This is a genomic window from Flavobacterium sp. RSB2_4_14 (genome assembly GCF_051547085.1).
Taxonomy (GTDB): Bacteria; Bacteroidota; Bacteroidia; order Flavobacteriales; family Flavobacteriaceae; genus Flavobacterium.
The window spans coordinates 13,620-37,466 of the sequence record NZ_JBPTTL010000001.1 but is presented as its reverse complement, the minus strand read 5'-3'; the positions used below and the strand labels follow the sequence as shown (position 1 = coordinate 37,466).

The window sequence follows — 23,847 nt, the reverse complement described above, 5'->3', positions numbered from 1 at the left end:
TTAAACCCTTATTACAATTGTATTCTTGATTCTGCTTTCTGAACTAATTCTTGAACTTTTTTTGGAGCATTAAATCGATAACCTACAAAAAACTGGAAGGCATTGTAAGTTGTTATCTGATTTATGGTGTTATTTTCATCTTCTTTACTTGAACGAAATGCCGTAATTTCAAGACCGCCAAAAAAACGTTCAGAATTAAAACCTAAACCACTTTTGCCATTAATTCGGTAAACGGCAGAGGAATAATTAGTGTGAATGTTTTCATCAGGTAATCTTGTGAGTAAATCAGTATAATTATAGCCAATACTCGGTGAAACTCCTAATGCAACATACCAACTTCTATTTAACACAAAAGTGTAATAGTAACCAAAGTTGGCAAGCACTTCATAGTTGTTTGATCTTTGACTAGAACTTTGATTTATTGAATTACTTTGATTGTCGATAATGAAATAGCTATAGATTAATCCAGGAATAAAACTTCCAGCACTTTTCAGCTGAATCTCTGTTTGAGTACTTATGGCTTTAAGGGAAAAATTGGAATTAAATTTATAAGATGTTGCACCTCGAAAAGAAGTTACTTTTAATTCAGGAAATTGAATATAGGGAGTTGTACCTTCAATCCAAGGCGTTACATAATCTTGAGAATTCTCTAGATAAAAACCAGTAACCTTACCATATTTTAATTCCTGAACCCAATGATTGAAGTTTAAAGTAAGACCAAAACTAGAACCTTTTGTTTTGCCTTTTAAATCATTATCATTATTTCCTGGAAAAAATTTAGGCAGATATCTAAAACTAAATGAGATAAATGAATAGTTGACAGATAATCGGCTAACAGTCGAAACATTAGGTCTAATATCATAATCAAAATCTGTTCCTGTTATTTCAAAACGTTCGTTATTGCTTTCTAAATCAAATTTAATACTGATATAATCCGGTACACTTTTTAAATATAAATTTTTGGGTTCTATTTTTATTTCAATAGTGTCTTTTTCTGTTTGTGAAACAGAAATGAAGTAACTAAATAGAGTCAAAATCGAAAGTATGATTTTAATTTTTTTCAAAAGGCACAACCTTTATTTTAGTATAAAAACTTATAATTTTTTAAAAGTAATAAAAAAACTAATCTCATAAACCTATAAACTTATAATCTCCTTTTTTACCTTTGTCAAAATCAAACTCCGTACTTCGAATCGTAAATTAGAAAAATGACTGGACTCGTATATAAATCTACCGGAAGTTGGTACACTGTAAAATCGGAACAAGGTGACTTTATGGAATGTCGCATCAAAGGCAAATTCCGCATGCAAGGCATCAAAAGTACTAATCCCATTGCTGTGGGCGATGTGGTAGATTTTGAACTCGATGAAACGTCAGATACTACAACAGGAACCATCCACAACATTCACGATAGGAAGAATTATATTGTTAGAAAATCGGTTAATTTATCCAAGCAAACCCATATTATTGCGGCCAATATTGACATCGTTTTTCTATTAATTACCATCAATAATCCGCCAACAACCACCAGTTTTATTGACCGATTTTTAGTCACAGCCGAAGCTTATGGTATTGAAGCCATTTTGATTTTCAATAAAATTGATACCTATGATGATGCCATGCTCGATGAGCAATTGTATTTGCAACACATTTATGCTACTATTGGTTATACATGTTTGAGAGTTTCTGCCAAAGAAAAAAAAGGATTGGACCAACTCAAAGAAATGATGATTGGAAAAGTGAGTATGTTCTCTGGACATTCGGGTGTTGGAAAATCCACTTTGGTCAATGCATTGGAACCCACTTTGAATCTGAAAACCAAACACATTTCTGAACAAAGCAAACAAGGACAACACACTACCACTTTTGCCGAAATGTATGACTTGTCATTTGATGCCAAGATTATTGACACGCCAGGCATAAAAGGATTTGGGATTGTAGACATGGAACCAGCCGAAATAAGCGGATTTTTTCCAGAGTTTTTCAAGCTCAAAGACCAATGCAAATTCAATAATTGTCTCCACAAAGAAGAACCACACTGCGCGGTGAAAAAAGCCCTCGAAGCCGACAAAATTGCATGGTCACGCTACAACAGTTACCTTAAAATCTTGGAAGGCGATGACGAGCATTACCGTTCCGATATTTATAACGACGACAGAATTGCTAGTGATGACACAAGGAAATAATTCACCAATCGTATGAAAGCAGTAATCCAAAGAGTTTCACAAGCATCAGTTGAAATTGACAAAACCATTGTAGCAAATATAACTGCTGGACTATTAGTCCTAGTAGGTTTTGAAGATTCCGATTCCCAAGAAGATATCGATTGGCTCACGGCAAAAATTGCCAATCTCCGAATATTTGCTGACGAAAACCAAGTCATGAATTTGTCTTTGAAAGACACCAATGGCGACATGATTATTGTGAGCCAATTTACACTCCACGCCTTGACCAAAAAAGGCAATCGTCCGTCCTATATCAAAGCCGCCAAACCCGAAATTGCCATTCCACTTTATGAAAAATTCATAATTCAAATGGAAACCGAACTAGGTAAAAAAGTACAAACCGGACAATTTGGTGCCGACATGAAAGTAATGCTTGTAAACGATGGACCGGTAACAATAGTAATTGATACAAAAAATAAAGAATAATATGAACCTAAAAAATTCCCAACTCGCCGTCGATACTTGGATAAAAGAACACGGTGTTCGCTATTTCAACGAATTGACTAACATGGCACAACTCACCGAAGAAGTAGGCGAAGTAGCCCGAATTATTGCGCGTCGTTATGGCGAACAATCCGAAAAAGAAAGCGATAAAAACAAAGACCTTGGCGAAGAACTAGCCGATGTGGTTTTTGTAGTTTTGTGCCTTGCCAATCAAACTGGTATTGATTTGCAAGCCGCTTTTGATAAAAAAATGGATTTGAAAACCAACCGCGACCACGATAGACATCAGAATAATGAAAAACTGAAGTAGTAGTAAGTATTAAGATTAGAGTATTAAGTATTAAGACATTCTTTATTGTGAATTTAAAACTTCAAAAATCAAAAATCGCTTTTCTTCAATCGGCAATCTCCATTACAGGAAGTAAATCCGAAACCAACCGATTGTTGTTGTTGCAAGCATTGTATCCAAATCTGACATTGGAAAACACCTCCAATTCAGACGACTCAGACGTTATGTTCAAAGCAGTTCAACAATCAACAATCAACAATCAACAATCAACAATCATAGACGTTCACCACGCAGGAACTGCCATGCGATTCCTGACCGCTTATTTTGCCATTCAAGAAAATCAAGAAGTAATTTTAACAGGTTCATCTCGCATGAAAGAACGACCGATTAAAATTTTGGTAGAAGCATTGCACCAATTAGGTGCGGAAATAACCTATCAAGCAAACGAAGGTTTTCCACCAATAAAAATCAAAGGGAAGAAACTCACGCAAAACAAAGTTTCATTGCCTGCCAATGTTAGTAGTCAATACATTTCGGCATTATTATTAATTGCTTCTAAACTCGAAAACGGATTGGAATTAACCCTTGAAGGCGAAATCACATCTGTTCCTTATATCAAAATGTCATTGGCATTGCTTAACGAAATAGGAGTAGAAACTTCTTTTGTCGGAAATAAAATAATAGTAAATCCTAAATTCCAAATCCCAAATCCTAAATCTATAATTGTTGAATCCGATTGGTCATCTGCGTCCTATTATTATTCCATCGTGGCACTATCAGAAATCGGTACCCAAATCACGCTTTCCAGTTATAAAAAAAATAGTTTGCAAGGCGACTCAGTTTTGGCGGAAATCTACAAAGATTTTGGAGTGGAAACGGTTTTCAATAGCAATAAAACAATAACAATAGCAAAAAACAAAATCAAAAATCAATCCCGAAGCTTCGGGACGTTAATCTTCAATCTTCAATCTTCTCCCGATATTGCCCAAACCATAGCCGTGACGTGCTTCGGATTAGGAATAGGCTGTCATTTAACAGGTTTGCACACCTTAAAAATCAAGGAAACCGATAGACTAGAAGCCTTGAAAACGGAATTGACTAAACTTGCTGCCACTATTTCAGTAACCAATGATAGTTTAACGCTAGAACCTCAAGTCCTTCCCTTTGGGAAGGATTTAGGAAGGGCTTCAATCTCAACCTATCAAGACCACCGAATGGCGATGGCTTTTGCACCTTTAGGGTTAAAAACGTCTTTAATTATTGAAGATGCAGAAGTAGTTTCAAAATCCTATCCCACTTTTTGGGAAGACTTAAAAACAATTGGTTTTCAAATAGAAAAACAATAAAAAAACTTTGCGACTTGCTGTGTTTGTGGCAATCCCGAAAATAAACAGCAAAACACTTGACATTGCCTCTCTCACGATAGTATATTTGCACCCTGACTTAATTAAGGCTAACGTCTTAATACTTAATTCTAAAATCTTAATACTATAAAATGAAATTATCTCATTTCCAATTCAATTTACCAAACGAATTACTAGCCGAATTCCCAACAGAAAACAGAGACGAATCACGTTTGATGGTCGTTAACAGAAAAACAAAAACTATTGAGCACAAATTGTTCAAAGACATTATCGATTATTTTGATGACGGCGATGTAATGATTTTGAACAATACCAAAGTTTTTCCGGCACGTATGTATGGAAACAAAGAAAAAACTGGAGCACGTATTGAAGTTTTCTTATTAAGAGAATTGAATGCAGAGCAACGTCTTTGGGATGTATTGGTAGATCCAGCTCGTAAAATCAGAATTGGGAATAAATTATATTTTGGCGATGACGACTCGTTAGTAGCAGAGGTAATTGATAACACTACTTCTCGTGGGAGAACATTACGTTTTTTATATGACGGTTCATACACTGAATTCAGAAAAAAATTAACAGAACTAGGAGAAACTCCTATTCCAAAATACATCAACCGCGAAGTTACTGAAGAAGATGCAGAGCGTTACCAAACCATTTATGCTAAAGAAGAAGGTGCAGTAGCAGCTCCAACAGCAGGTTTGCATTTCTCAAAACATCTTTTGAAAAGATTAGAAATTAAAGGAATTGATTTTGCTGAGGTTACATTACACGTAGGTTTAGGAACTTTCAATCCAGTGGAAGTGGAAGATTTATCCAAACATAAAATGGACTCTGAAGAGTTAATTATTACACAACAAGCGTGTGATATTATCAACAAGGCCAAAGAAAGAAAGAGTAAAGTATGTTGTATCGGAACCACATCCATGCGTGCTATTGAGAGTTCGGTATCATCTCAAAGAACTTTAAATCCTTTTACAGGTTGGACCAATAAATTTATTTTTCCTCCACACGATTTCAGTATTGCAGATTGTATGGTTACTAATTTCCACACTCCAAAATCAACTTTATTAATGATGGTTTCTGCTTTTTGTGGTCACGATTTAATGAAGAAAGCCTACGAAGAAGCCGTTAAAGAAAAATACCGTTTCTATTCTTATGGTGATGCTATGTTGATTATTTAATCTGAACTAGTTTCATATTTTTACATATAAAACCTAATCTAATTTGAAAAACTAGATTGGGTTTTTTCGTTTTTCAATAGTACAAAACTTTGTTTCTTTCCGACTTTGTAGCCTTCTAACTTTTCAATACTTTTACACCACAAATAAAACAAACAATGACATTTCAAAATACCCGCGAGTTTGCACAACAACTTGACTCACAAGACGAATTAAAAGACTACAGAAACGAGTTTATCTTCCCACAACACAACGGAAAAAATGTAATTTATTTTACGGGAAACTCTCTAGGGTTACAACCCAAACGCACCAAGAAATATGTAGATGATGTCATGAACGATTGGGCAAACCTTGCCGTTGAAGGACATTTTTATGCCGAAAAACCATGGTGGGATTATCATGAGCGATTTGCCAATCCGTTGGGGAAATTGATGGGTGCAAAACCATCCGAAATTACCGTAATGAATACACTTACCGTAAATTTACATTTGCTGATGGTGTCTTTTTACCAACCCACAAAAACACGGTATAAAATCATTTGCGAAGAAAAAGCATTTCCTTCAGACCAATACATGTTCCAAAGCCAAGTTCATTTTCATGGATATAAAACGGAAGATGCCATTGTAGAAATCAAAAGAAGAGAAGGTGAACACAACATCCGTTTAGAAGATGTGTTGGCAAAAATTAATGAAGTAGGCGATGAGTTGGCTTTGGTTTTAATCGGTGGCGTGAATTATTACACAGGACAAGTGTTTGATATGAAAACCATCACCGAAGCTGGACACAAAGTAGGTGCTATCGTTGGTTTTGATTTAGCACACGCCGCAGGAAATATCGAATTGCAATTGCACGATTGGAACATTGATTTTGCCGCTTGGTGTAGTTATAAATATATGAATTCGGGTCCAGGAAATGCATCGGGTTGTTTCATTCATGAAAAGCATCATGCCAATAAAGACCTAGCTCGTTTTGGCGGTTGGTGGGCGCAAAACAAAGAACGTCGTTTTAAAATGGAACCTGTTTTTGACCCAATTGTAGGTGCCGATGGATGGCAAGTAAGCAATTTACCGATACTATCTTTAGCACCTTATTTAGCATCTGTGGAAATGTTTGCTGAAGTAGGAATGCAAAAACTGATTAAAAAAAGAAACCAAATTACAGCCTATTTAGAATTCATTCTTCACGAAATTGATAATGAAATTGACGGTACTGAATTTGAAATCATCACACCAAGCAATCAAGAAGAACGCGCTTGTCAATTATCTGTTTTTCTGCACGGGCAAGGAAGAAGCTTATTTGATTACCTGATGAAAAACGGCGTAATCACCGATTGGCGTGAACCTAATGTAATCCGTTTAGCACCTGCACCGTTCTATTGTTCTTATGAGGATATGTATGAGTTTGGACAAATATTGAAAGAAGGAATAATCTCTCTTAAATAGATTTTTAGACAATTGGATTTTTGATTTTCGGAAAGTTGATTTCCAGTTTCTATTTTAAATTGAATTTAACATAAACGAAAGTAATGCATAACTATAAAGAACTTGAAATTTGGAAAGGCAGCATCAAGTTGTGTCCGAAAATCTATAAAATATCGGATACATTTCCTGATTCTGAAAAATTCGGATTGATATCACAATTAAAAAGAGCAGTAATATCAATTCCATCAAATATTGCAGAAGGTTCTGCAAAATCTTCGGATAAACACTTTGTAATATTTCTTGAAAATGCACTTGGTTCTTGCTATGAAATAGAAACTCAATTATTAGTTGCATTAGAATTAAACTTTATTTCAGAGGATAATTACAGTTTTCTTAATGACGAAGTTTCTTCAATTATTAAGATGATTATTAAATTCATCAAATATTTACAAAATAAAAATCAGTAGATTTTTCTATAAACTCTATTCTGAAAATCCAAAATCCTTAATCTGAAAATCTAAAATAATGACCAAACAACAAATCATAGACACTTTTGACCCATCGCAACCAGGATTAGCGGATGCTACTGTTTTTGGGTTACCATTTTCAGCCGAACAATCAGAAATTATTATTATTCCTGTGCCGTGGGAAGTAACGGTAAGTTATGGTGCAGGCGCTTCTGAAGGACCAAATGCGGTGCTTGACGCTTCCTTTCAAGTAGATTTAAACCACCAAGATTTTCCCGAGTTATGGAAATTAGGCATGTATCTTGACGAAGCTCCACCGCATTGGGCAACCAATTCTGAGAAATACAAAGCATTAGCACAACCCATCATCGAAATGCTCGAAAGTGGTGAAGCTATTGAAACATATCCTGCGTTACAAGCTGATTTAGACAGCATCAACAAAGTGTGTCGTGAGTTGCACACCGAAGTGAAAGAACGCGTTTTGTATTGGATGAAGCAAGGCAAAAAAGTAGCACTGCTTGGTGGCGATCATTCTACACCATTGGGGTATTATGAAGCATTGGCAACTATCCATGACAATTTTGGAATTCTGCATCTCGATGCCCACATGGATTTGCGAATTGCCTATGAAGGGTTTACCTATTCTCATGCCTCTATAATGTACAATGCCTTGAAAATTCCTCAGATTACTAAAATTACGCAAGTAGGAATTCGTGATTTCTGTGAACAAGAGGTAGCCGTAGTGCAAAAAGAAAAGGGAAGAGTGTTAGTTAACACCGATGCGGATTTGAAAGCCGAAATGTTTGCCGGAAAAACTTGGGCACAACAATGTGAGGACATCATCGCAACCTTGCCCCAAAAAGTGTGTATTAGTTTTGATATTGATGGCATGTATCAGTGGTATGCACCAAGCACAGGAACACCAGTACCGGGAGGATTTTCTTTTGAACAAGCTACTTATTTGTTTAATAAATTAGCCGAAAGTGGTAAAGAAATCATCGGTTTTGATTTGGTAGAAGTTGCGCCTGGCGAAACCGATTGGGATGGAAATGTAGGCGCAAGAATGCTTTTCCACATGTGTGGGGTTTTAGCCAAGAACAACGGAATGAATGTGGGACAAAAAATAAACTTCCCTAGAAAATAAAACATCGCATTACTTGAATTATCGATTATAAATCAAGAAACCCTTTTAGTATTTAAATGCTGAAAGGGTTTTGTTATTAAAAGTACAGTTGTATCATTCCTGTTTTTGTTGTACCTTTAATATTGTTTTTCTTTAGAAAATCTTAAGAAATCATTAACCCGTTCCAAATTTTTTTGACGCCACCTTTGTATAAAATTAGTATATTATGATATCTTCAACTCACCTTCATGCGATGGTAATTCATTTTCCTATCGCTATATTAATCATCGGATTTTTATCTGAATTAATCGGATTGTTTTTCAAAAAAACATTTTTCAATCAAGTTGCTTTTTATCTATTGCTTGTGGGAACCATTGGCACTATTGTTTCTTATCTTTCTGGCGACGCTGCAGGCGAGGGAATGGAAGAGGGAACACTAGGTAAAGCAATTGGGATGCACGAGGAAGCCGCTATTATTGCGTTATGGCTTACCATTGCAACAGCTGTGGTTTATATCGCTATTTTTATTTTTAAATATAACCAACGATGGGCCAAAATAATGAGCGTAATTTTATTTGCTGCTGTTGTTGGCGCTATTGCTAGAACCGGATATTTAGGCGGACAATTGGTTTATAAACACGGAGCTGGAGTAGAATTGGGACTTCCTGATTTCTCTGGTGCCGACCTTGAAAATGAAAGTAAATAACAGGTTAAAATAATACTATGAGAGTTTTATTGGTAGAAGATGAATCCGCTATTTCAGGGTTTTTAAAAGAAGGACTTGAAGAAGAAGGATTTGCCGTTGATGTGGCAAACAATGGCAGGAAAGGCCTTGAACTGGCAATGGATTATATCAACGAATACGACATCATACTGCTCGATTGGATGCTTCCTGGGGTTAGTGGAATAGAGATTTGTAGAAACGTTCGCAAAGAAAACAAAACAGTTCCTATTATTTTTTTAACCGCTAAAGACACGGTTGATGACACGGTTTTCGGTCTAGAAACTGGAGCTAATGACTACCTCAAAAAACCTTTTGCGTTTGAAGAACTCCTAGCACGAATGCGTGTTTTGCTTCGCAATAGCGCTGGTGAACAAACTGTTTTCAAAACAAGAAACATCAGCATGAACATCGACTCTCATCAAGTCACAAAAAATGGAGAAATAGTAGAGCTTACCCAAAAAGAGTTTGCCCTGCTCGAGTATTTACTGCGTAACAACGGGAAAGTTTGTCGCCGCACCAGAATTATGGAAAAAATTTGGGATATTCATTTTGACAAAGACACATCGGTAATTGATGTTTTTATCAACGGATTGCGAAAAAAACTAGATGATAAAAACGAAGAATCAATTATTCAAACCATTCGCGGAATAGGTTATAAGATTAATGAAAGCCAATGAAATTAAGCTTTAAAAAAAGAATTGCAACCTATAACATGTTTGCCATTGCCATCCTTATGGCTGTGGCATTTATTGTCATATATGCGGTTGTTTTTTATACCTCATACAAGCATTTGGATGATGATATTACTACTGAAAAAATAGAAGTTTTTAATAACTTAGATTGGAGTGGCGATGAAATTATCATGAACAAAATGCCCGAATGGGAGGAAGCAGAACACAAACAAATAGAAATAAATCCAACCTTTATTCAAATTGTTGACATCAAAGGCAACACTGTTTTTAAGTCGGCAAACTTACAGGAAAATCATTTCCTCTTCAACCCTACAATTGAAAAAACCACCTTTTATAATGCAATCATAAACAATCAAAGAATAAGACAAGGACAATTCCCGGTTTTTAATAACGAGAATAAAATAATAGGACAATTAACCATCGGTGTTTCACAACAAGAGTCCTATAACGTACTTCATAATCTTTTGATAGTATTGTGTTTGACTTACTTCTTCATGTTGTCAGTAATCTATTTTATATTGTCTTTTGTAGCTTCAAAAGCTATTGCGCCAGTGAATGAATTAATAAATTCAGCAGCAAAAATTAATTATGCCAACATTAATTCGCGTTTGCCAGTGCCACAAAATGATGACGAAATACAACAACTTGCCACTACCATAAACGAATTATTAAACCGATTGGAAAATAGTTTTTACCAACAAAAACAATTTACTTCTGATGCTTCCCACGAAATGCAAACGCCATTAGCAGCCATAAAAGGTATTGTTGAAGTCTTGCTCAGAAAGCCACGAACACCAGAGCAATACCAAACCAAGTTGAATGAAGTAGTGCTACAAACCGATAGATTGTCACTCCTGTTTGATCAATTGCTGCAACTCGCTCGACTAGAGTCTAATGTACTATCTGTAAAAAAAGAAAAGGTTGTACTAGATAATGTTATTCAAAAAATTGCCACAACACATCAAGACTTTTTCAAGACTAATAAAATCAATTTTCATAACAATATCCCCAATAACACGATAATACAAGCCGACGAAATGCTGCTCGAAAGAGTATTAGACAACCTCATTACCAATGCTGTAAAATACAATCAACCTAATGGAAATGTATATTGCGATTGGAATGCAAAACAAAAAACACTAACCATCAAAGACGATGGTATAGGTATTCCACCCGAGCAAGTTTCTTTTCTTTTTGACCGTTTTTACAGAGCAGACAATTCTCGAAGTTCTCACATTCCTGGAAACGGACTAGGATTGTCTATTGTAAAACGACTTTGCGAAATGCAAAACATCAACATCACAGTGGAGAGTGTTGAGACAAAAGGAACTTCTTTCCATTTAGTTTTCAATGACTAAAACTTTAGCTTAATTTAAGAAATCACAAAGAAAAGCTAAAGACAACCCGTCGCAACTTTGCCTTAGAAATAACAACTAAAAAGGTAAAGAAATGAAAACAAATCCAATCACTATCGGTTTAATGATTCTAACAGTAAGTTTGTTAGTATCCTGCAAAAACAATGAACCTGCACAAACAGAAACTCCTGTAGTTCCTGAAACAACTACTACAGCACCAGTGGATACCACTGCTGTTACAACCAAACCAGAGGTAGCAAAAGATTCTCCGATGTCTAAAGAAACCAAAGAGACAGAAGAAAATGAAGAAAACGAGAAAAACGAAAAATAATACAATAACTTAAAAACATACAAAATGAAAAATAAAGCATTTATACCAGCATTACTAATTCTTAGCAGTCTAAGTTTATTCTCTTGTAAAAACGCAGAAGATAACAAAGCTGAGATGAAAAAACCAGTAGAAACAACTACTGAAAAAGCTTCGGTAAACGTAGATGAGGCAAAAACCAAAACCATTGCTAATTTACAAGACGCTTTCAATGGCGAGTCAAACGCAACAGCAAGATATGCTGCATTTTCTAAAAAAGCCGCCGAAGAAGGATACAAAGAAATTGCCATGCTTTTTAAAGCAGCATCTTTAGCAGAAAAAGTACACGCCGGTAATCACAAAGCCGTTTTAGAAGAAATGGGAGTTGAGGTAAAACCAGCCGTGTTAGATGTAAAAGTGAATTCAACAAAAGAAAACCTTGAGTTTGCCATCAAAGGAGAAACCTATGAAGCCAACGAAATGTATCCAGCATTCCTAAAAGATGCTAACAATGCAGGCAATCAACTAGCATTAATCAGTTTGAACTATGCTTATAAAACCGAGAAAAAACACAAAGAGTTTTATGAAAAAGCATTAGCAGCTTTGGTAGCTAATAAAGTAAACACGCTAGCCACTACCTATTTTGTGTGTCCAACATGTGGTAACACCTACGATGCAACAGCACCAAAACGTTGTGGAATTTCCATGACAAGCGGAGAAAAATTTGTAAAAATCAACACATTGTAAATTTTAGAAATCATGGATCAAACACACTTGCATTTACTCATTACACACTTGCCTATTTTTGGTTCACTACTCGGAGTTTTTGTCTTAGTTTTTGGAATGTGGCGCAAAAGTGATACTACTATACTAGCTTCCTACTTCTTGTTTATTATTTCAACTATTGGAGCTGTTATTGCCTATGTAACGGGAGAAGCTGCCGAAGAAACGGTAGAAAATATTCAAGGAGTTTCAGAAAGTGTGATTGAACAACACGCCGATTTTGCCCAATTTGCCCTAATAGGTTTAATTGTACTCGGAGTTGCTGCTCTAGCCAGTGCTTTGACACTTTACAAAAAAAGCCCTTTTTCAAAAATGCTGACTATGGTTACGTTATTCCTTTCGATTGTTAGTTTTGTGTTAGTAGCAAGAACAGGATATCTTGGTGGACAAATACGCCACACCGAAATTGCTGCTGGAGTGACACAAAATGCAGGAGAACAAGGCGGAGAACAAGAAGGTGACGACGATTAACAGCAACAACATTCTCCATTAAAAAGAACAATAATTCACAAAGCGATTCATGTTGGGTCGCTTTTTTTAAGCAAAATAACTGTGATCTATCGGTTAATTATAGTACATTCGTGTAGCTCTTCATCAGAATATAGATTCCCTTTACGAACCCTATTGTCTTTAGTTATACTAGCGATGTATTCTAGCCAATATGGTTAAGTCCTAATTTAAAAAACAACGAAGAAAATGATAACAATAGATAACTATTTAGACAGTCATTACATCCACAGAAGCAATTGGTTGAGAGCTGCTGTGCTGGGAGCAAACGATGGAATTATTTCTATTTCCAGTCTTGCAATAGGTGTGGCCGCTGCCAGTTCAACAAGAGAACCCATTGTTTTAGCAACGGTTGCCGGACTTGTAGCTGGTGCATTATCTATGGCTGCTGGTGAATATGTTTCGGTGAGTTCACAAACCGATACAGAAAAAGCAGATATCCAAAGAGAAATACAAGAACTTGAAGATATGCCCGATGAGGAATTACAAATTCTTGCGCAAATCTATGAGAAAAGAGGACTGAAAAAAGAAACTGCCCTTCAAGTAGCCACTGAGTTAACTGCCAATGATGCATTGGGCGCTCATATCCGCGATGAATTGGGAATAAACGAGATTAGTCAGGCCAATCCCATTCAAGCTGCTGTAGCCTCGGGTGCGGCTTTTAGTGTTGGAGGAGTTTTACCGCTTTTGGTTATCCTTTTTGCTCCTTTAAAGGGTATGGAATATTGGCTTTACGGTTTTACGATACTTTTTCTAGTGATTTTGGGAACCATTGCTGCAAAAACTGGTGGTTCGAGCATAAATAAAGCTATTTTCCGTATTACTATTTGGGGAACCATTGCTATGGGCTTATCCGCTTTGGTGGGTTATATCTTTGGAGTTAGAGTATAATGTATAGTTTCTTAAACTACTGTATTGGAAATTGATGCCGGTTTTAAAAATAAACCCTTTCAGAGTGTGAAACTCTGAAAGGGTTTTTAACTATAGAGTTTACTCTATAAGCTGTAGTGATTACGAAATTGCATTGGTTTGGAGAATATTACTTATAAACACCTTTGGTTTGATTAATTAATGGCTCCAGCTTACTTAGAAAGCACAGGCCAAGCCACAGGATCAGTGACTGCTTGCCGAACAACAACACCTTCTTTTGTAATGTTAAAAACAGTCAAATCCTGAGCAATTGTTACAGGACCATCATATTCTCCCCTCATTTCTTTATAAACAGAACCCACAGTTTCATGATCAACAGCAAGATGGAATATAACCGACATTCGAGCATCGGCTTGCTTAAATATCTTTCCAGCCATGGCAGGACTAGTGTGCAAGTGGCTTAGCGCTGTTTTAGCGACTTCAAGTGGCCAACCGGCCTTTTTTGAAAACGTTACCGCGTCAGGAAATGTCTCATGAATAAGCAGGTCAACACCGCCTTTGGAAGCTACTTGTATACTATCGGTAGGAGTGGTGTCGCCAGAGTACACGATAGATCTGCCGTTGTAGTCGAGTCGCAAGCCTACAGGTCCAGCAATCATATGTTTTACAGGAAAGGAAGATATTACCACTCCGTTGCGTTCATATATTTTGGTTGGTTTGTCGCTTGGGATTTCAGTTGCAATAATCTTTGCACCCGATTTACTAGGATTTTCTTTCATCGCCTCAGTATCCCATGCATGTGCCAACATTAAATGCTTGGCATAGGACTCAGTGCCCAATTCTTTAGTAGCACCTGATGGTCCCCATAGCTCAACAGGAACATTCCTTCCACTCTTACCTATGCTCCAAACAAGTGCAGCCATATCGCCAACATGATCGGTATGCAAATGAGTGGCAAACACCTTAGAGGCCGAATTCAATGGCAATTTTAATCCGGTAAAATTACGTAATGCGCCAGCGCCAAGATCAAAAAAGAACACATCCTTCTCCTTGTTTCCCACCTCTATTAAGATAGATGCTGATGCTTGACTGGATTTCACAAACGGATCGCCACTGCCTAATATGGTAACTCTTATCTCATCCTGTCCAAGTTCCTCAGTACCCGGAATGAAGGTAGCAGCGTATTTTTTTGGATTACCTACTATAGGTGTGGTTGTTAAAGGTATGACAGCACCTTCGTAAGCCAACTTAGTAGTGGAATCAATAACCGATAATTTCTGTTGCGCCATACTATCGGCAGAGCCAGATTTCAACTTTGTATCTTTAGCTGCATCATTGCAGGACACCATTAGCAGCGTTACAGAAAGTAAGCTACAGTGAAAAAAACGCAGTGATTGTAAATATTTCATAATTCAAATTCATTAATGTTTAGAGAGGCTTTTTATTTATTTTATAAGTTCTAAGTTTATCCACAAATTTACGAAAAATAGTAGGTGTTTATAAATTTATAGTTTGATTGTTTTTAATTTTTTGTGGGAAGTAAAAAAACAAAACAAGTTTACTTTAATCTGCAATTAACAGTTATAAAGCTAAATGCTTTCTTATTTTAATTTTGTCAATATCGAATCTGTATGTCTATCTGCGTTACAATTGTTGCTAACTTGTATATGAACTTAGTTTTTATTCCAAAAACTGAGCAAAGTCAAACAATTATAGGAGTATATATGAAGTTTTTGTAAAATCAACTATAATTAAATCATCGAATGGAGTTTTAGCTTTTAATTCCGTTTTGATTTACTACAACAAACGTTTCTTTGTCAGGTATTTCAAAAACTAAGTCTTTCCATTTTGTTCCTTTTTTCCCAACCAAAGTTATTTTTTTCCCTTTTCTGGTTATGGCAATGATATACTTTGAGTTTTCGTATTCCTCATGGTTATTTTCAATAGTAACCATCCCATTTTGGTTTAAATAAAAGGAATTGCTTTTAACAGCTAAAGTATTCCAATTATTGCCATTCACACTTTCCATAGTAATTCGATTGCTATCTAAATAAAATTTTATTTCAAAATTAGCTATACCATTTTGGGCATTCAAATTGGTAATAAAAAGTAAAAGGAATACCATCTTCAGTGCTGCTTTTTTAAATTGACTTTTCATTGTTTTTGTGTTTATGTTGAGTATTTAACTTTTTGAGAGGTTGTGCAAAGGTTACGGCTGTAGTGTGAGACTTATTTGTTTTATTTCTTTTCCCAACTAGTTTTTAATTCCTGTAAATCTTTATTTGAAATTGGTATTTGTAACATTTCTATAAAATTTGGAAACATATAAATTTCCGAAGTGCTGACGCCCTTTTTTTCTAATTCGTTATATATTTTCCCCATGTGAATAAAAGCTAACTTATTCTCTTGATTTGGATCATTGAAAACATATTCCTTGTTATTAGGTATTGTATATAAATATGTTTCAGGTTTGTCACTTTCGTTTACTTTTTCCTTATTAAAATAAAGTTGAATATTTTCTGAGCCATTTATTAGATCTTTATTGACAACAATTGCTGTATATGAACTTTTGTCTTTTTCTGAAGTGAATCCAAAGAAATATCCTGTTCCATTTTTTTTGTTTAAACCTTTTTTAGCTTCAATTTGAATAGTGCTAGATTCATATCCTTCAAGCATTTGCGCTGAAATATTTTCAAATAGAAATAATAGAGTTATGGAGTATAAAATTTTCAAATTTGTCATATTATTAATTAGTATCATTTTTTTAAGTTTTGTGCGCTGTTATGTAGCGTTGTTCTTCTCTATTCATCTATACCTCTTGGAATATTAATAGGAAGTGTGTATGTGCATTCAACAGGTTGTCCATCCTTTACAGCTGGCGTCCATTTAGGGCTTTTTTGTAGAATTTTTTTTATTTGCTCTCCAACTCCGTATCCTATGTCTTTTAATATTTTTATGTTTCCAACAGTCCCATCCGTTTTTATGGTAAATTCTACAATTTCTTTTCCTCCAGGGAAATTATATACATTTGGAGATCTAAAATTATCACTTATGTATTTGTAGAATTTATCTAGGCCACCGCTGGATGTTTTTTCTACTTTTTGTATTTTATTATCAGTTAGACTATCTTTTTGTATTTCAATAGTATTATTATTTTGAGCAAAACTAATATTGAAGATTGCTAGTAAACTTAATTGTAATAAAAATTTCATTTTTCTTGTTATTTAGGTTTTGTACAATGCTGCATAACGTATTGCGGCTTGTGATAGTGGCGAACTTCGTAACGGCATATTTTCCACTAAGATAAAAATTCTTGCGAAATGTAAACGTGTATTTACTACAAAATTCGCAATCTTGCCAAACGCCTGTTAGTGGCTGCCAAAATTTAGAGGAATAATCTTTGGACTTTTTTCTTCGCGACTTCTAATGTATCTAAATTTCTTCTGAAATCTGAGTTTTCTTCTAAAAGTTCAAAAATGTCTTTTCTGAAATTTAATATATCAATTTCAGTTTTAGTAAATTTTGAGTTTAAATTTGCCTGCCTAGAAATATCTATTCTGGAGACGGTATCTTTTTCTTCTTTCAAAATGAATACGTCATTAAAATACGGCATAATTGAGTTTTTATTATCTTCCACCAATTTAATACCTTTTAAAGTATCTAGATGATATTTAAAAATTAACTCATTTATTTTTTCTTTTTCATTTTGAGTTAACTTTATCTTGTCGCTGTAATTATTATACCATTCCATTTTATATTCACCAGTTTGTAAATTTAAATTATAATCTTGATTTAAAATTGATAAATTAAAATATGCTGTCTTCTTTTTACAATTTACAAATGACAATAAAATCAATATCAGTAATACTTTCTTCATTTTTACGTTTTTTGAGGATTGGTTGCCACTAACGTTCTGGCAGATTTGCGATGGGCGGGATTTTTAGCACAAATGTTGATGCGGAGCACAAAACTTTCGGCTACCACTAAACTATCTGCGGAGTACGAACCCCCGCCTATTGCAAATGTGCTGTTAGCTGCTGCCCTTCTATCTGTCGTTTTCATTCCTTTGTTTTCTAAAGTTAAAGATTGCCGGACTAATAAGTTTTAAAATTATGTAGTCCATAAATAACGCTGTCAACAAATACAACCACTTATAATCTTTATCAATTATTGCGTCTGAAACAGGGTTAAAGTTTTCAGTTAGTGTCAAGAGAGGAAAAATTCCTTTCTCATAAAAGAACATATACATCCAAGCGAAACTTCCTTGTCCTGCAACATTTGGGTCGGGCTTGTCAAGCAAAAGAATTAGTAAAGTGAAGAATGCTATTTCAACTATTAGTAGTGTCAGTAGAGATTTTCTTGTCTGCCGAAGTCCTAAATACTTATTTTCTGGATGTCTGAACCCGAAAACAATCCAAGGGATTAAAAGAAGAGTTGAAATAAACATTGTCAGCTACAGTTTGTCAAGAAGTTAATAAAGCCCCAGGTATAGAAGAGTAAAATTACTCCACTAAAAATCACGAGTGTCATTTTAAGTTTATGTCTTGTTGTTGTAATGGTTATACGAGCAAGAATAAGTTGAATAACACCTAAAACAAGTCCAACCAAAATAAGAACAGGTCCGCAAACCCAATTTGATTTATTTTGGTCAAGAATTGCTGTCGTAACCACCAGTCCGATGAGTAAAATTGTCAATGAGATTGTTACGATTTTGTAGTTCATTTCTTGTCGTCAGTTTCGAGTTTGCTGTGTCGTCATAGGGTTGCAGCTAACTATCTTATAGGTCTGACAACCGTCAGACTTTATTACAATTGTAAATATAGAAATTAATCTTATAAATTATTAAAGGATATAAATTGTTTGATGAGATGCTTCTCTCGTCCCAAAAGACGAGACAGCATGACAAGTATTATTTGGATTATGCGACGTTTTCGTTTTCTTGTACTGGTTGCATGGTTCTGTTGAGTTGGAGTCGCATGCGTTTTATAGTTCCTACTTGTTCCTCGATGGGTTTATAGTTGGGGTGTGTGATGGTTATTTTGTGGAAACCTGGTGGTAGGTTTTTGAATTCGAAGTAGCCTTTGGTGGTTGTGGTGGCTGTGTTTTTTATTTTGGCTATTTTTATTTTGGCTCCTTGTATTGGTGTTCCATCTTCGTTGGTTATGATGCCACGTATGGCTAGTTTTGAGCCATGACGGTTTATTGTTTTTCGGGAGAAGTAGTAGCTTTCGACGAAGCGTGGGTTGGTTAGTTTTAGTATTTTAACGAGTTTATCCATTCGTTCTAGAATGGTGTTGCATTCATTTATTAGTTCTTTTATTTTTTGGGTTGTTGTTTTCTTTTTTAAGATATTGGTTCTAGGTTGTATGTTGCTTACTTCATATTGGCTGATGGCATCTTTTAATTCATCGAGTGTGGTTTGTGTTATGCCGTATGGGATTAGTTGTTGGCTATTTTGTGTTGCGATGGTGTGTATGTAGCTACAGCTGGTTGCCACGGATAGTTCACGAAGACGTATGAGTCGAGTTTTTGTGAACGTCATGCTTTTTTCGAGGACGATGTTGTTAATTGAGTCGGCGTAGGCACGGACACAGTTGGCTGTGTTGAGTGCTAGGGATATCATGATGTCCTTTTTGTCGAGTTTATCTATTCGAAGTCCTTTTCCGCTAGCGGATTGTTTGCTACTGTTTTGCTGTAGTTCTTCGAATTTTGATTTGAATTCTTCAAAGAGTTGGTTGAAGTTTGGGATGCTTTGAAGTGTTTCGGGTGCTTGGTTTCTTAGGTTTTCTATAACCACTAGAAACATGTTTACTTTGTTGGATTGTACGGATGTCATAGCCTTGTAATTTAATAAGTTAGTTATGCTATTGTAGATATGGTATTACAAATTATATATCTTTTTTTGGAATATGCAAGTTTTTGATGTTTAAATTGAATTGTTTAGGTAAGAGATGCGTTTGTTTTACTAATAGATAAGCTTGCTTTATTTATAAATTAATTTGTTTTGTTCAGAGATGCATTTGTTTTTATAAAAGATATAGTTGTTTTATAAAGATATTTATTTGTTTTGTTAATAGATGCATTTGTTTTTCTATATTATGTAGTTGTATTGATGATAGCTGTAGCTATTTTGATGAGCGATTACATTTTTTTTGGCACTCTTAAAAAAACTTGGAGGAAATCTGCCTTTTCCCTTTACTCATTCATTAGATATTTAATTACATTTGTCTAAACATCATACCAAATGAAACTCTTAAAGAAAACTCTTTTAATACTATTAGCATTACTAATCCTCATTGCCTTGATAGGTTTTGGTTACTTACAATACAGCAAACCCAAATACGAAGGCGAAACTTCCTTAACTGGAATTAGCAAACAAACGACAGTCTATTTTGATGACTATGGTGTGCCACACATCTACGCCGCTTCCCAAAAAGACGCCATGACCACACTAGGTTACGTTCACGCCCAAGACCGCCTTTGGCAAATGGAACTCATGCGACGCATCGCACCCGGAAGATTGGCGGAAATCTTTGGAACTCCAGCGTTAAAAACGGATAAATTCTTTGCTGGTATTGGTATTGATCAAAATTCTGAAAGCGCAGTGGCTCATTTGGACCACAACTCTCCAACCTACATTCTTGCAACGGCCTATCTTGACGGCATCAACCAGTACTTGGAAGAAGGAACAACGCCAGTAGAGTTTACTTTGCTGGATATTAAAAAAGAGAAGTTCACACTAAAGGATGTATACAACATATTTGGGTTTATGTCCTTCAGTTTTGCTATGGCACAAAAAACCGACCCATTACTGACGGACATTAGAGACCGTTTTGGGATGGATTATCTGAAAGACTTTGGCATCAATGGGGAATTAAACACCAAACAATTGCTATCACACAACGGCAAATACAAAGAATACAGTGAAATATCCAAATCAGTAGCCGCATTGCTGGAAGCATCACCTGTTCCTGCATTTATAGGAAGTAATAGTTGGGTATTAGGCGAGGCCAAAACCAAGAATGGAAAAGTAATCCTTGCCAATGACCCTCACATTATGTATTCGCAACCCGGCACATGGTATGAAGCCCACATTGTTTGCCCTGATTATGAAATGTATGGCTATTACATTGCCGGAACTCCGTTTCCACTGCTAGGACACAACCGCAATTACGCCTATGGACTGACGATGTTTGAAAACGACGACGTTGATTTCTTTCTGGAAGAAGAAAACCCCAATAACCCAAAACAGTACAAAACCCCTGAAGGTTATAAGAATTACACCTACCAACAGCGAATCATCAAAGTAAAAGACAGCACCGATGTAAAGCTCAATGTAAAAACCAGTCAACATGGACCTATTATCACTGGTCTATTGGAAGGGTTGAAATCAGAGCAATCAGTAGCCATGTCTTGGATTTACACCCAAGAAAAAAATCATATACTAGATGCTGTTTATTCGTTAAGCCATGCCAAGAACTTGGAAGACTTTCATAAAAACATTGAACTTATCAAAGCACCTGGGCTCAATATCATGTATGGCGATGCCAAAGGTAATATTGCTTGGATTACTTCGGGCAAACTGTATAAAGTGCCTAAAACGGTAAATACTAACTTTATTCTAAATGGCGCCAACGGCATTGATGATAAGAAAGAGTTCATTCCGTTTGCTAAACATCCGGCTGCTATTAATCCGCCGTGGCATTATGTGTACACGTCTAACAATCAACCCGAAGCTATTGATGGTTACTTGTATCCTGGGTACTATTTGCCAAATGACAGAGCACTTCGCATAGATACGTTACTACAACCTAAAAATAATTGGACCAAAGAGGATGTTAGCAAAATGATAGTGGATAATACGTCGGCAACTGCACATACTGTCGTGGCTACTATGACAGCAGCTATTAATACCAAAGGTTTCAGTGCCAATGAAAAGCAAGCGTTAACTGTTTTAAAAGAGTGGCAATCTACCAACAATACAGAGGATATTGCGCCAACGCTATTAAACAAATGGCTTTATTGGTATTTGAAAGATACTTTTGAAGATGAGTTTGGGAAAGATAATTTTACACTACTGCTGAACACTCACATTATCAAACAAACTATTGAGTCACAAACCAAGAACGTGACTTCGCCATGGTGGGACAATGTTGCTACAAAAAACAAGAAAGAGACTCAAGCCGATATCTTAACTCAATCTTTCAAAGAAGCTGTGGCGTCTCTTGAAAAACAATTAGGCAACGACATCAATCAATGGCAATGGGGGAAAGTACACCAAGTAACATACCAACATCCGATAGGGAAAGTGAAATTGTTTAGCCAATTTTTCAACATTGGGTCATTTCCTATTGCAGGCACCAATGAAGTCATCAACAACCAACTTTTCACCTATACCGATGATGCGCTAATCAATACCAAAGGTGGACCATCGACGAGAAGAATTATAGATTTCTCAGATATTGAAAACAGTATGAGCGTATTGCCTACAGGGCAATCGGGCAATCCTATGAGTGAACACTATAGCGACCAATCGGACTTATTCGTGAAAGGGAAATTCAGAAAGATGAAAATGAACAAAAAGGAAATCGAAGCGACATCGACGAAACTAGTCTTTACACCAAAAGAGTAAGATTGTAAAATTATCTCAATTCCATTATTTATTTGTTTCAAAAACATAAATTTGCAAACCGCTTAGTAAAATTAAATGCAAACACCCAAAAAAATTGCTATTGTAGGTTCTGGTTTAGTTGGCACTTTACTTGGAATTTATCTTAAAAAAAGAGGGCATCAAGTAGATGTTTTTGATAGAAGTCCAGATATTAGAAAAATAAATTTTTCTGGAAGATCTATTAATCTTGTAATGTCCAATAGAGGTTGGAAAACCCTACGGGATATTGGTCTAGAAGATGAAATTAAAAAAATAGGAATTCCAGTTGATAAACGCTGCATTCACATGGTTGATAGCAGTTTGATTTATCAAAACTATGGTAAGGACGGCGAATGTATTTATTCACTCTCAAGAGGAGTTTTAAATAAACGAATGATTGATTTAGCCGAACAAGCTGGCGTTAATTTTAAGTTTGAGCAAAAGGTTTGGGATGTTGATTTAACCACTGCAACAATATCAATTGGCGAATCCGAAAGAGGCGAATGGACGACGGAAGATTATGATTTAACTTTTGGTTCGGATGGTGCGTTTTCTAGAATTCGTCACCGTATGCAACGCCAAAGCATGTTTAATTATTCGCAAGAATTCCTAGAAATAGGGTATAAAGAATTGCACATTCCTGCTAATGAAGATGGCTCTCACAAATTAGATAAAAACTCTTTACACATTTGGCCTAGAGGAAGATTTATGTTGATGGCACTAGCCAATTTAGACGGTAGTTTTACATGTACTCTTTTTATGCCACATGATGGTGAAAACTCTTTTGAATCATTAACTAATAAAGATCAATTAATTACTTTCTTTGGATTACACTTTCCAGATACTAAAGCCGTTATTCCTGATTTGGTTGAAGATTTTTTTAAGAATCCTACCAGTTATTTGGTTACCATGAAATGTTTTCCTTGGACCTATTCAGATAAAGTGGCCTTAATTGGCGATGCTTGTCATGCCATTGTTCCGTTTTACGGTCACGGAATGAATGCTGGATTTGAAGATATTACTGTGCTAAATGAAATGATAGATAAATATGGTGATGACTGGGCAAATTTGCTTAATGAATATGAAAACTCTAGAAAACCTAATACAGATGCGATTGCAGAGCTATCGTATCGAAACTTTATGGAAATGAGTTCAAAAACAGCTGATGCCAAATTCTTATTACAAAAGAAAATAGAAAAATGGTTTTCAGACAAACATCCTGATAAATGGATGCCATTATACAGTAGAGTAACTTTCAGTTTACAACCTTATTCCGAAGCGCTTGCCATTGGCGATTTCCAAAATAAAATTATGGAAGAAGTGATGCAAATGGAAAACATTGAGGAGAAATGGAATAGTGAAGAAGTGGAACAAAAAATAATTCAACTTTTAAATTCCAAATTCCAATAGGTAAAAGTTTGTAATTTGGAATCTTATTTTTTGGAATT

25 protein-coding genes are annotated in these 23,847 nt (G+C 35.6%); 17 read left to right on the top strand and 8 right to left on the bottom strand.

Features of this window, described 5'->3' with window-relative positions; translation table 11 throughout:
- Window positions 1–11 precede the first annotated feature (11 nt).
- A complete protein-coding gene (locus tag ACSVH2_RS00200; RefSeq protein WP_438091142.1) occupies window positions 12–1,064 on the bottom strand; it encodes a DUF4421 family protein in 1,053 nt (350 codons plus the stop codon).
- 144 nt (window positions 1,065–1,208) lie between these two features.
- On the opposite strand from ACSVH2_RS00200, the gene rsgA reads away from it, so the two are divergent.
- The 15 genes from rsgA to ACSVH2_RS00125 all read left to right on the top strand — a co-directional run bounded on the left by rsgA (window position 1,209) and on the right by ACSVH2_RS00125 (window position 13,770).
- Window positions 1,209–2,186 carry a ribosome small subunit-dependent GTPase A gene (gene rsgA / locus ACSVH2_RS00195; protein WP_438091141.1) on the top strand — a complete coding sequence of 326 codons (978 nt, stop codon included), beginning with the start codon at window positions 1,209–1,211 and terminating at the stop codon, window positions 2,184–2,186.
- Between the two features lie 12 nt (window positions 2,187–2,198).
- Complete coding sequence (dtd, locus tag ACSVH2_RS00190) at window positions 2,199–2,651, top strand: D-aminoacyl-tRNA deacylase (RefSeq protein ID WP_438091140.1); 453 nt, start codon at window positions 2,199–2,201, stop codon at window positions 2,649–2,651.
- A gap of 1 nt (window position 2,652) precedes the next feature.
- Window positions 2,653–2,979, top strand: a complete 327-nt coding sequence (locus tag ACSVH2_RS00185) for a nucleotide pyrophosphohydrolase (protein ID WP_438091139.1) — start codon at window positions 2,653–2,655, stop codon at window positions 2,977–2,979.
- 47 nt (window positions 2,980–3,026) lie between these two features.
- Complete coding sequence (locus tag ACSVH2_RS00180) at window positions 3,027–4,304, top strand: 3-phosphoshikimate 1-carboxyvinyltransferase (RefSeq protein ID WP_438091138.1); 1,278 nt, start codon at window positions 3,027–3,029, stop codon at window positions 4,302–4,304.
- A 149-nt stretch (window positions 4,305–4,453) separates the two neighbouring features.
- The gene (queA, locus tag ACSVH2_RS00175; RefSeq protein WP_438091137.1) at window positions 4,454–5,503 is read left to right on the top strand and encodes a tRNA preQ1(34) S-adenosylmethionine ribosyltransferase-isomerase QueA; all 1,050 of its coding nucleotides are present in this window, start codon (window positions 4,454–4,456) and stop codon (window positions 5,501–5,503) included.
- Window positions 5,504–5,658: 155 nt separating this feature from the next.
- Window positions 5,659–6,942, top strand: coding sequence for a kynureninase (gene kynU / locus ACSVH2_RS00170; RefSeq protein WP_438091136.1), 1,284 nt, complete (start codon window positions 5,659–5,661; stop codon window positions 6,940–6,942).
- 83 nt (window positions 6,943–7,025) lie between these two features.
- Window positions 7,026–7,388 (top strand): four helix bundle protein, encoded by a 363-nt coding sequence (locus ACSVH2_RS00165; RefSeq protein ID WP_438091135.1) that lies wholly within the window; start codon window positions 7,026–7,028, stop codon window positions 7,386–7,388.
- Between the two features lie 58 nt (window positions 7,389–7,446).
- The gene (locus ACSVH2_RS00160) at window positions 7,447–8,532 is read left to right on the top strand and encodes an agmatinase family protein (RefSeq protein ID WP_438091134.1); all 1,086 of its coding nucleotides are present in this window, start codon (window positions 7,447–7,449) and stop codon (window positions 8,530–8,532) included.
- 205 nt (window positions 8,533–8,737) lie between these two features.
- Window positions 8,738–9,217, top strand: coding sequence for a DUF2231 domain-containing protein (locus ACSVH2_RS00155; RefSeq protein WP_438091133.1), 480 nt, complete (start codon window positions 8,738–8,740; stop codon window positions 9,215–9,217).
- Window positions 9,218–9,234: 17 nt separating this feature from the next.
- Entirely contained in the window at window positions 9,235–9,912 is a 678-nt protein-coding gene (locus tag ACSVH2_RS00150; protein WP_438091132.1) for a response regulator transcription factor, read from the top strand.
- The gene (locus tag ACSVH2_RS00145) at window positions 9,909–11,285 is read left to right on the top strand and encodes a sensor histidine kinase (protein WP_438091131.1); all 1,377 of its coding nucleotides are present in this window, start codon (window positions 9,909–9,911) and stop codon (window positions 11,283–11,285) included. The genes ACSVH2_RS00150 and ACSVH2_RS00145 overlap by 4 nt, the downstream gene beginning before the upstream one ends.
- 91 nt (window positions 11,286–11,376) lie before the next feature.
- Window positions 11,377–11,613 carry a hypothetical protein gene (locus ACSVH2_RS00140; protein WP_438091130.1) on the top strand — a complete coding sequence of 79 codons (237 nt, stop codon included), beginning with the start codon at window positions 11,377–11,379 and terminating at the stop codon, window positions 11,611–11,613.
- A gap of 24 nt (window positions 11,614–11,637) precedes the next feature.
- The gene (locus tag ACSVH2_RS00135; protein WP_438091129.1) at window positions 11,638–12,336 is read left to right on the top strand and encodes a rubrerythrin family protein; all 699 of its coding nucleotides are present in this window, start codon (window positions 11,638–11,640) and stop codon (window positions 12,334–12,336) included.
- Window positions 12,337–12,348: 12 nt separating this feature from the next.
- On the top strand, window positions 12,349–12,843 hold the full coding sequence (locus ACSVH2_RS00130; RefSeq protein ID WP_438091128.1) for a DUF2231 domain-containing protein: 495 nt from the start codon (window positions 12,349–12,351) through the stop codon (window positions 12,841–12,843).
- 225 nt (window positions 12,844–13,068) lie between these two features.
- Window positions 13,069–13,770: a VIT1/CCC1 transporter family protein gene (locus ACSVH2_RS00125; protein WP_438091127.1), complete on the top strand. Its 702-nt coding sequence runs from the start codon at window positions 13,069–13,071 to the stop codon at window positions 13,768–13,770.
- A gap of 191 nt (window positions 13,771–13,961) precedes the next feature.
- Here ACSVH2_RS00125 and gntH read toward each other — a convergent pair whose 3' ends face one another.
- From gntH to ACSVH2_RS00090, 7 genes are all read right to left on the bottom strand, one after another.
- Entirely contained in the window at window positions 13,962–15,158 is a 1,197-nt protein-coding gene (gntH, locus tag ACSVH2_RS00120) for a guanitoxin biosynthesis MBL fold metallo-hydrolase GntH (protein WP_438091126.1), read from the bottom strand.
- Window positions 15,159–15,520: 362 nt separating this feature from the next.
- Entirely contained in the window at window positions 15,521–15,907 is a 387-nt protein-coding gene (locus tag ACSVH2_RS00115; RefSeq protein ID WP_438091125.1) for a hypothetical protein, read from the bottom strand.
- An 80-nt stretch (window positions 15,908–15,987) separates the two neighbouring features.
- Window positions 15,988–16,509: a hypothetical protein gene (locus ACSVH2_RS00110; protein WP_438091124.1), complete on the bottom strand. Its 522-nt coding sequence runs from the start codon at window positions 16,507–16,509 to the stop codon at window positions 15,988–15,990.
- 41 nt (window positions 16,510–16,550) lie between these two features.
- Window positions 16,551–16,961 carry an energy transducer TonB gene (locus ACSVH2_RS00105; protein WP_438091123.1) on the bottom strand — a complete coding sequence of 137 codons (411 nt, stop codon included), beginning with the start codon at window positions 16,959–16,961 and terminating at the stop codon, window positions 16,551–16,553.
- 173 nt (window positions 16,962–17,134) lie between these two features.
- Entirely contained in the window at window positions 17,135–17,626 is a 492-nt protein-coding gene (locus ACSVH2_RS00100) for a hypothetical protein (RefSeq protein WP_438091122.1), read from the bottom strand.
- Between the two features lie 168 nt (window positions 17,627–17,794).
- Complete coding sequence (locus ACSVH2_RS00095) at window positions 17,795–18,196, bottom strand: hypothetical protein (RefSeq protein ID WP_438091121.1); 402 nt, start codon at window positions 18,194–18,196, stop codon at window positions 17,795–17,797.
- A 471-nt stretch (window positions 18,197–18,667) separates the two neighbouring features.
- Window positions 18,668–19,585: a carboxypeptidase-like regulatory domain-containing protein gene (locus ACSVH2_RS00090; RefSeq protein ID WP_438091120.1), complete on the bottom strand. Its 918-nt coding sequence runs from the start codon at window positions 19,583–19,585 to the stop codon at window positions 18,668–18,670.
- Between the two features lie 408 nt (window positions 19,586–19,993).
- Here ACSVH2_RS00090 and ACSVH2_RS00085 point away from each other — a divergent pair, with 408 nt between their 5' ends.
- Both ACSVH2_RS00085 and ACSVH2_RS00080 read left to right on the top strand, forming a co-directional pair.
- Window positions 19,994–22,381 (top strand): penicillin acylase family protein, encoded by a 2,388-nt coding sequence (locus ACSVH2_RS00085; RefSeq protein ID WP_438091119.1) that lies wholly within the window; start codon window positions 19,994–19,996, stop codon window positions 22,379–22,381.
- Window positions 22,382–22,456: 75 nt separating this feature from the next.
- Window positions 22,457–23,809, top strand: a complete 1,353-nt coding sequence (locus tag ACSVH2_RS00080; protein ID WP_438091118.1) for an FAD-dependent oxidoreductase — start codon at window positions 22,457–22,459, stop codon at window positions 23,807–23,809.
- The last annotated feature ends 38 nt before the right edge of the window (window positions 23,810–23,847 follow it).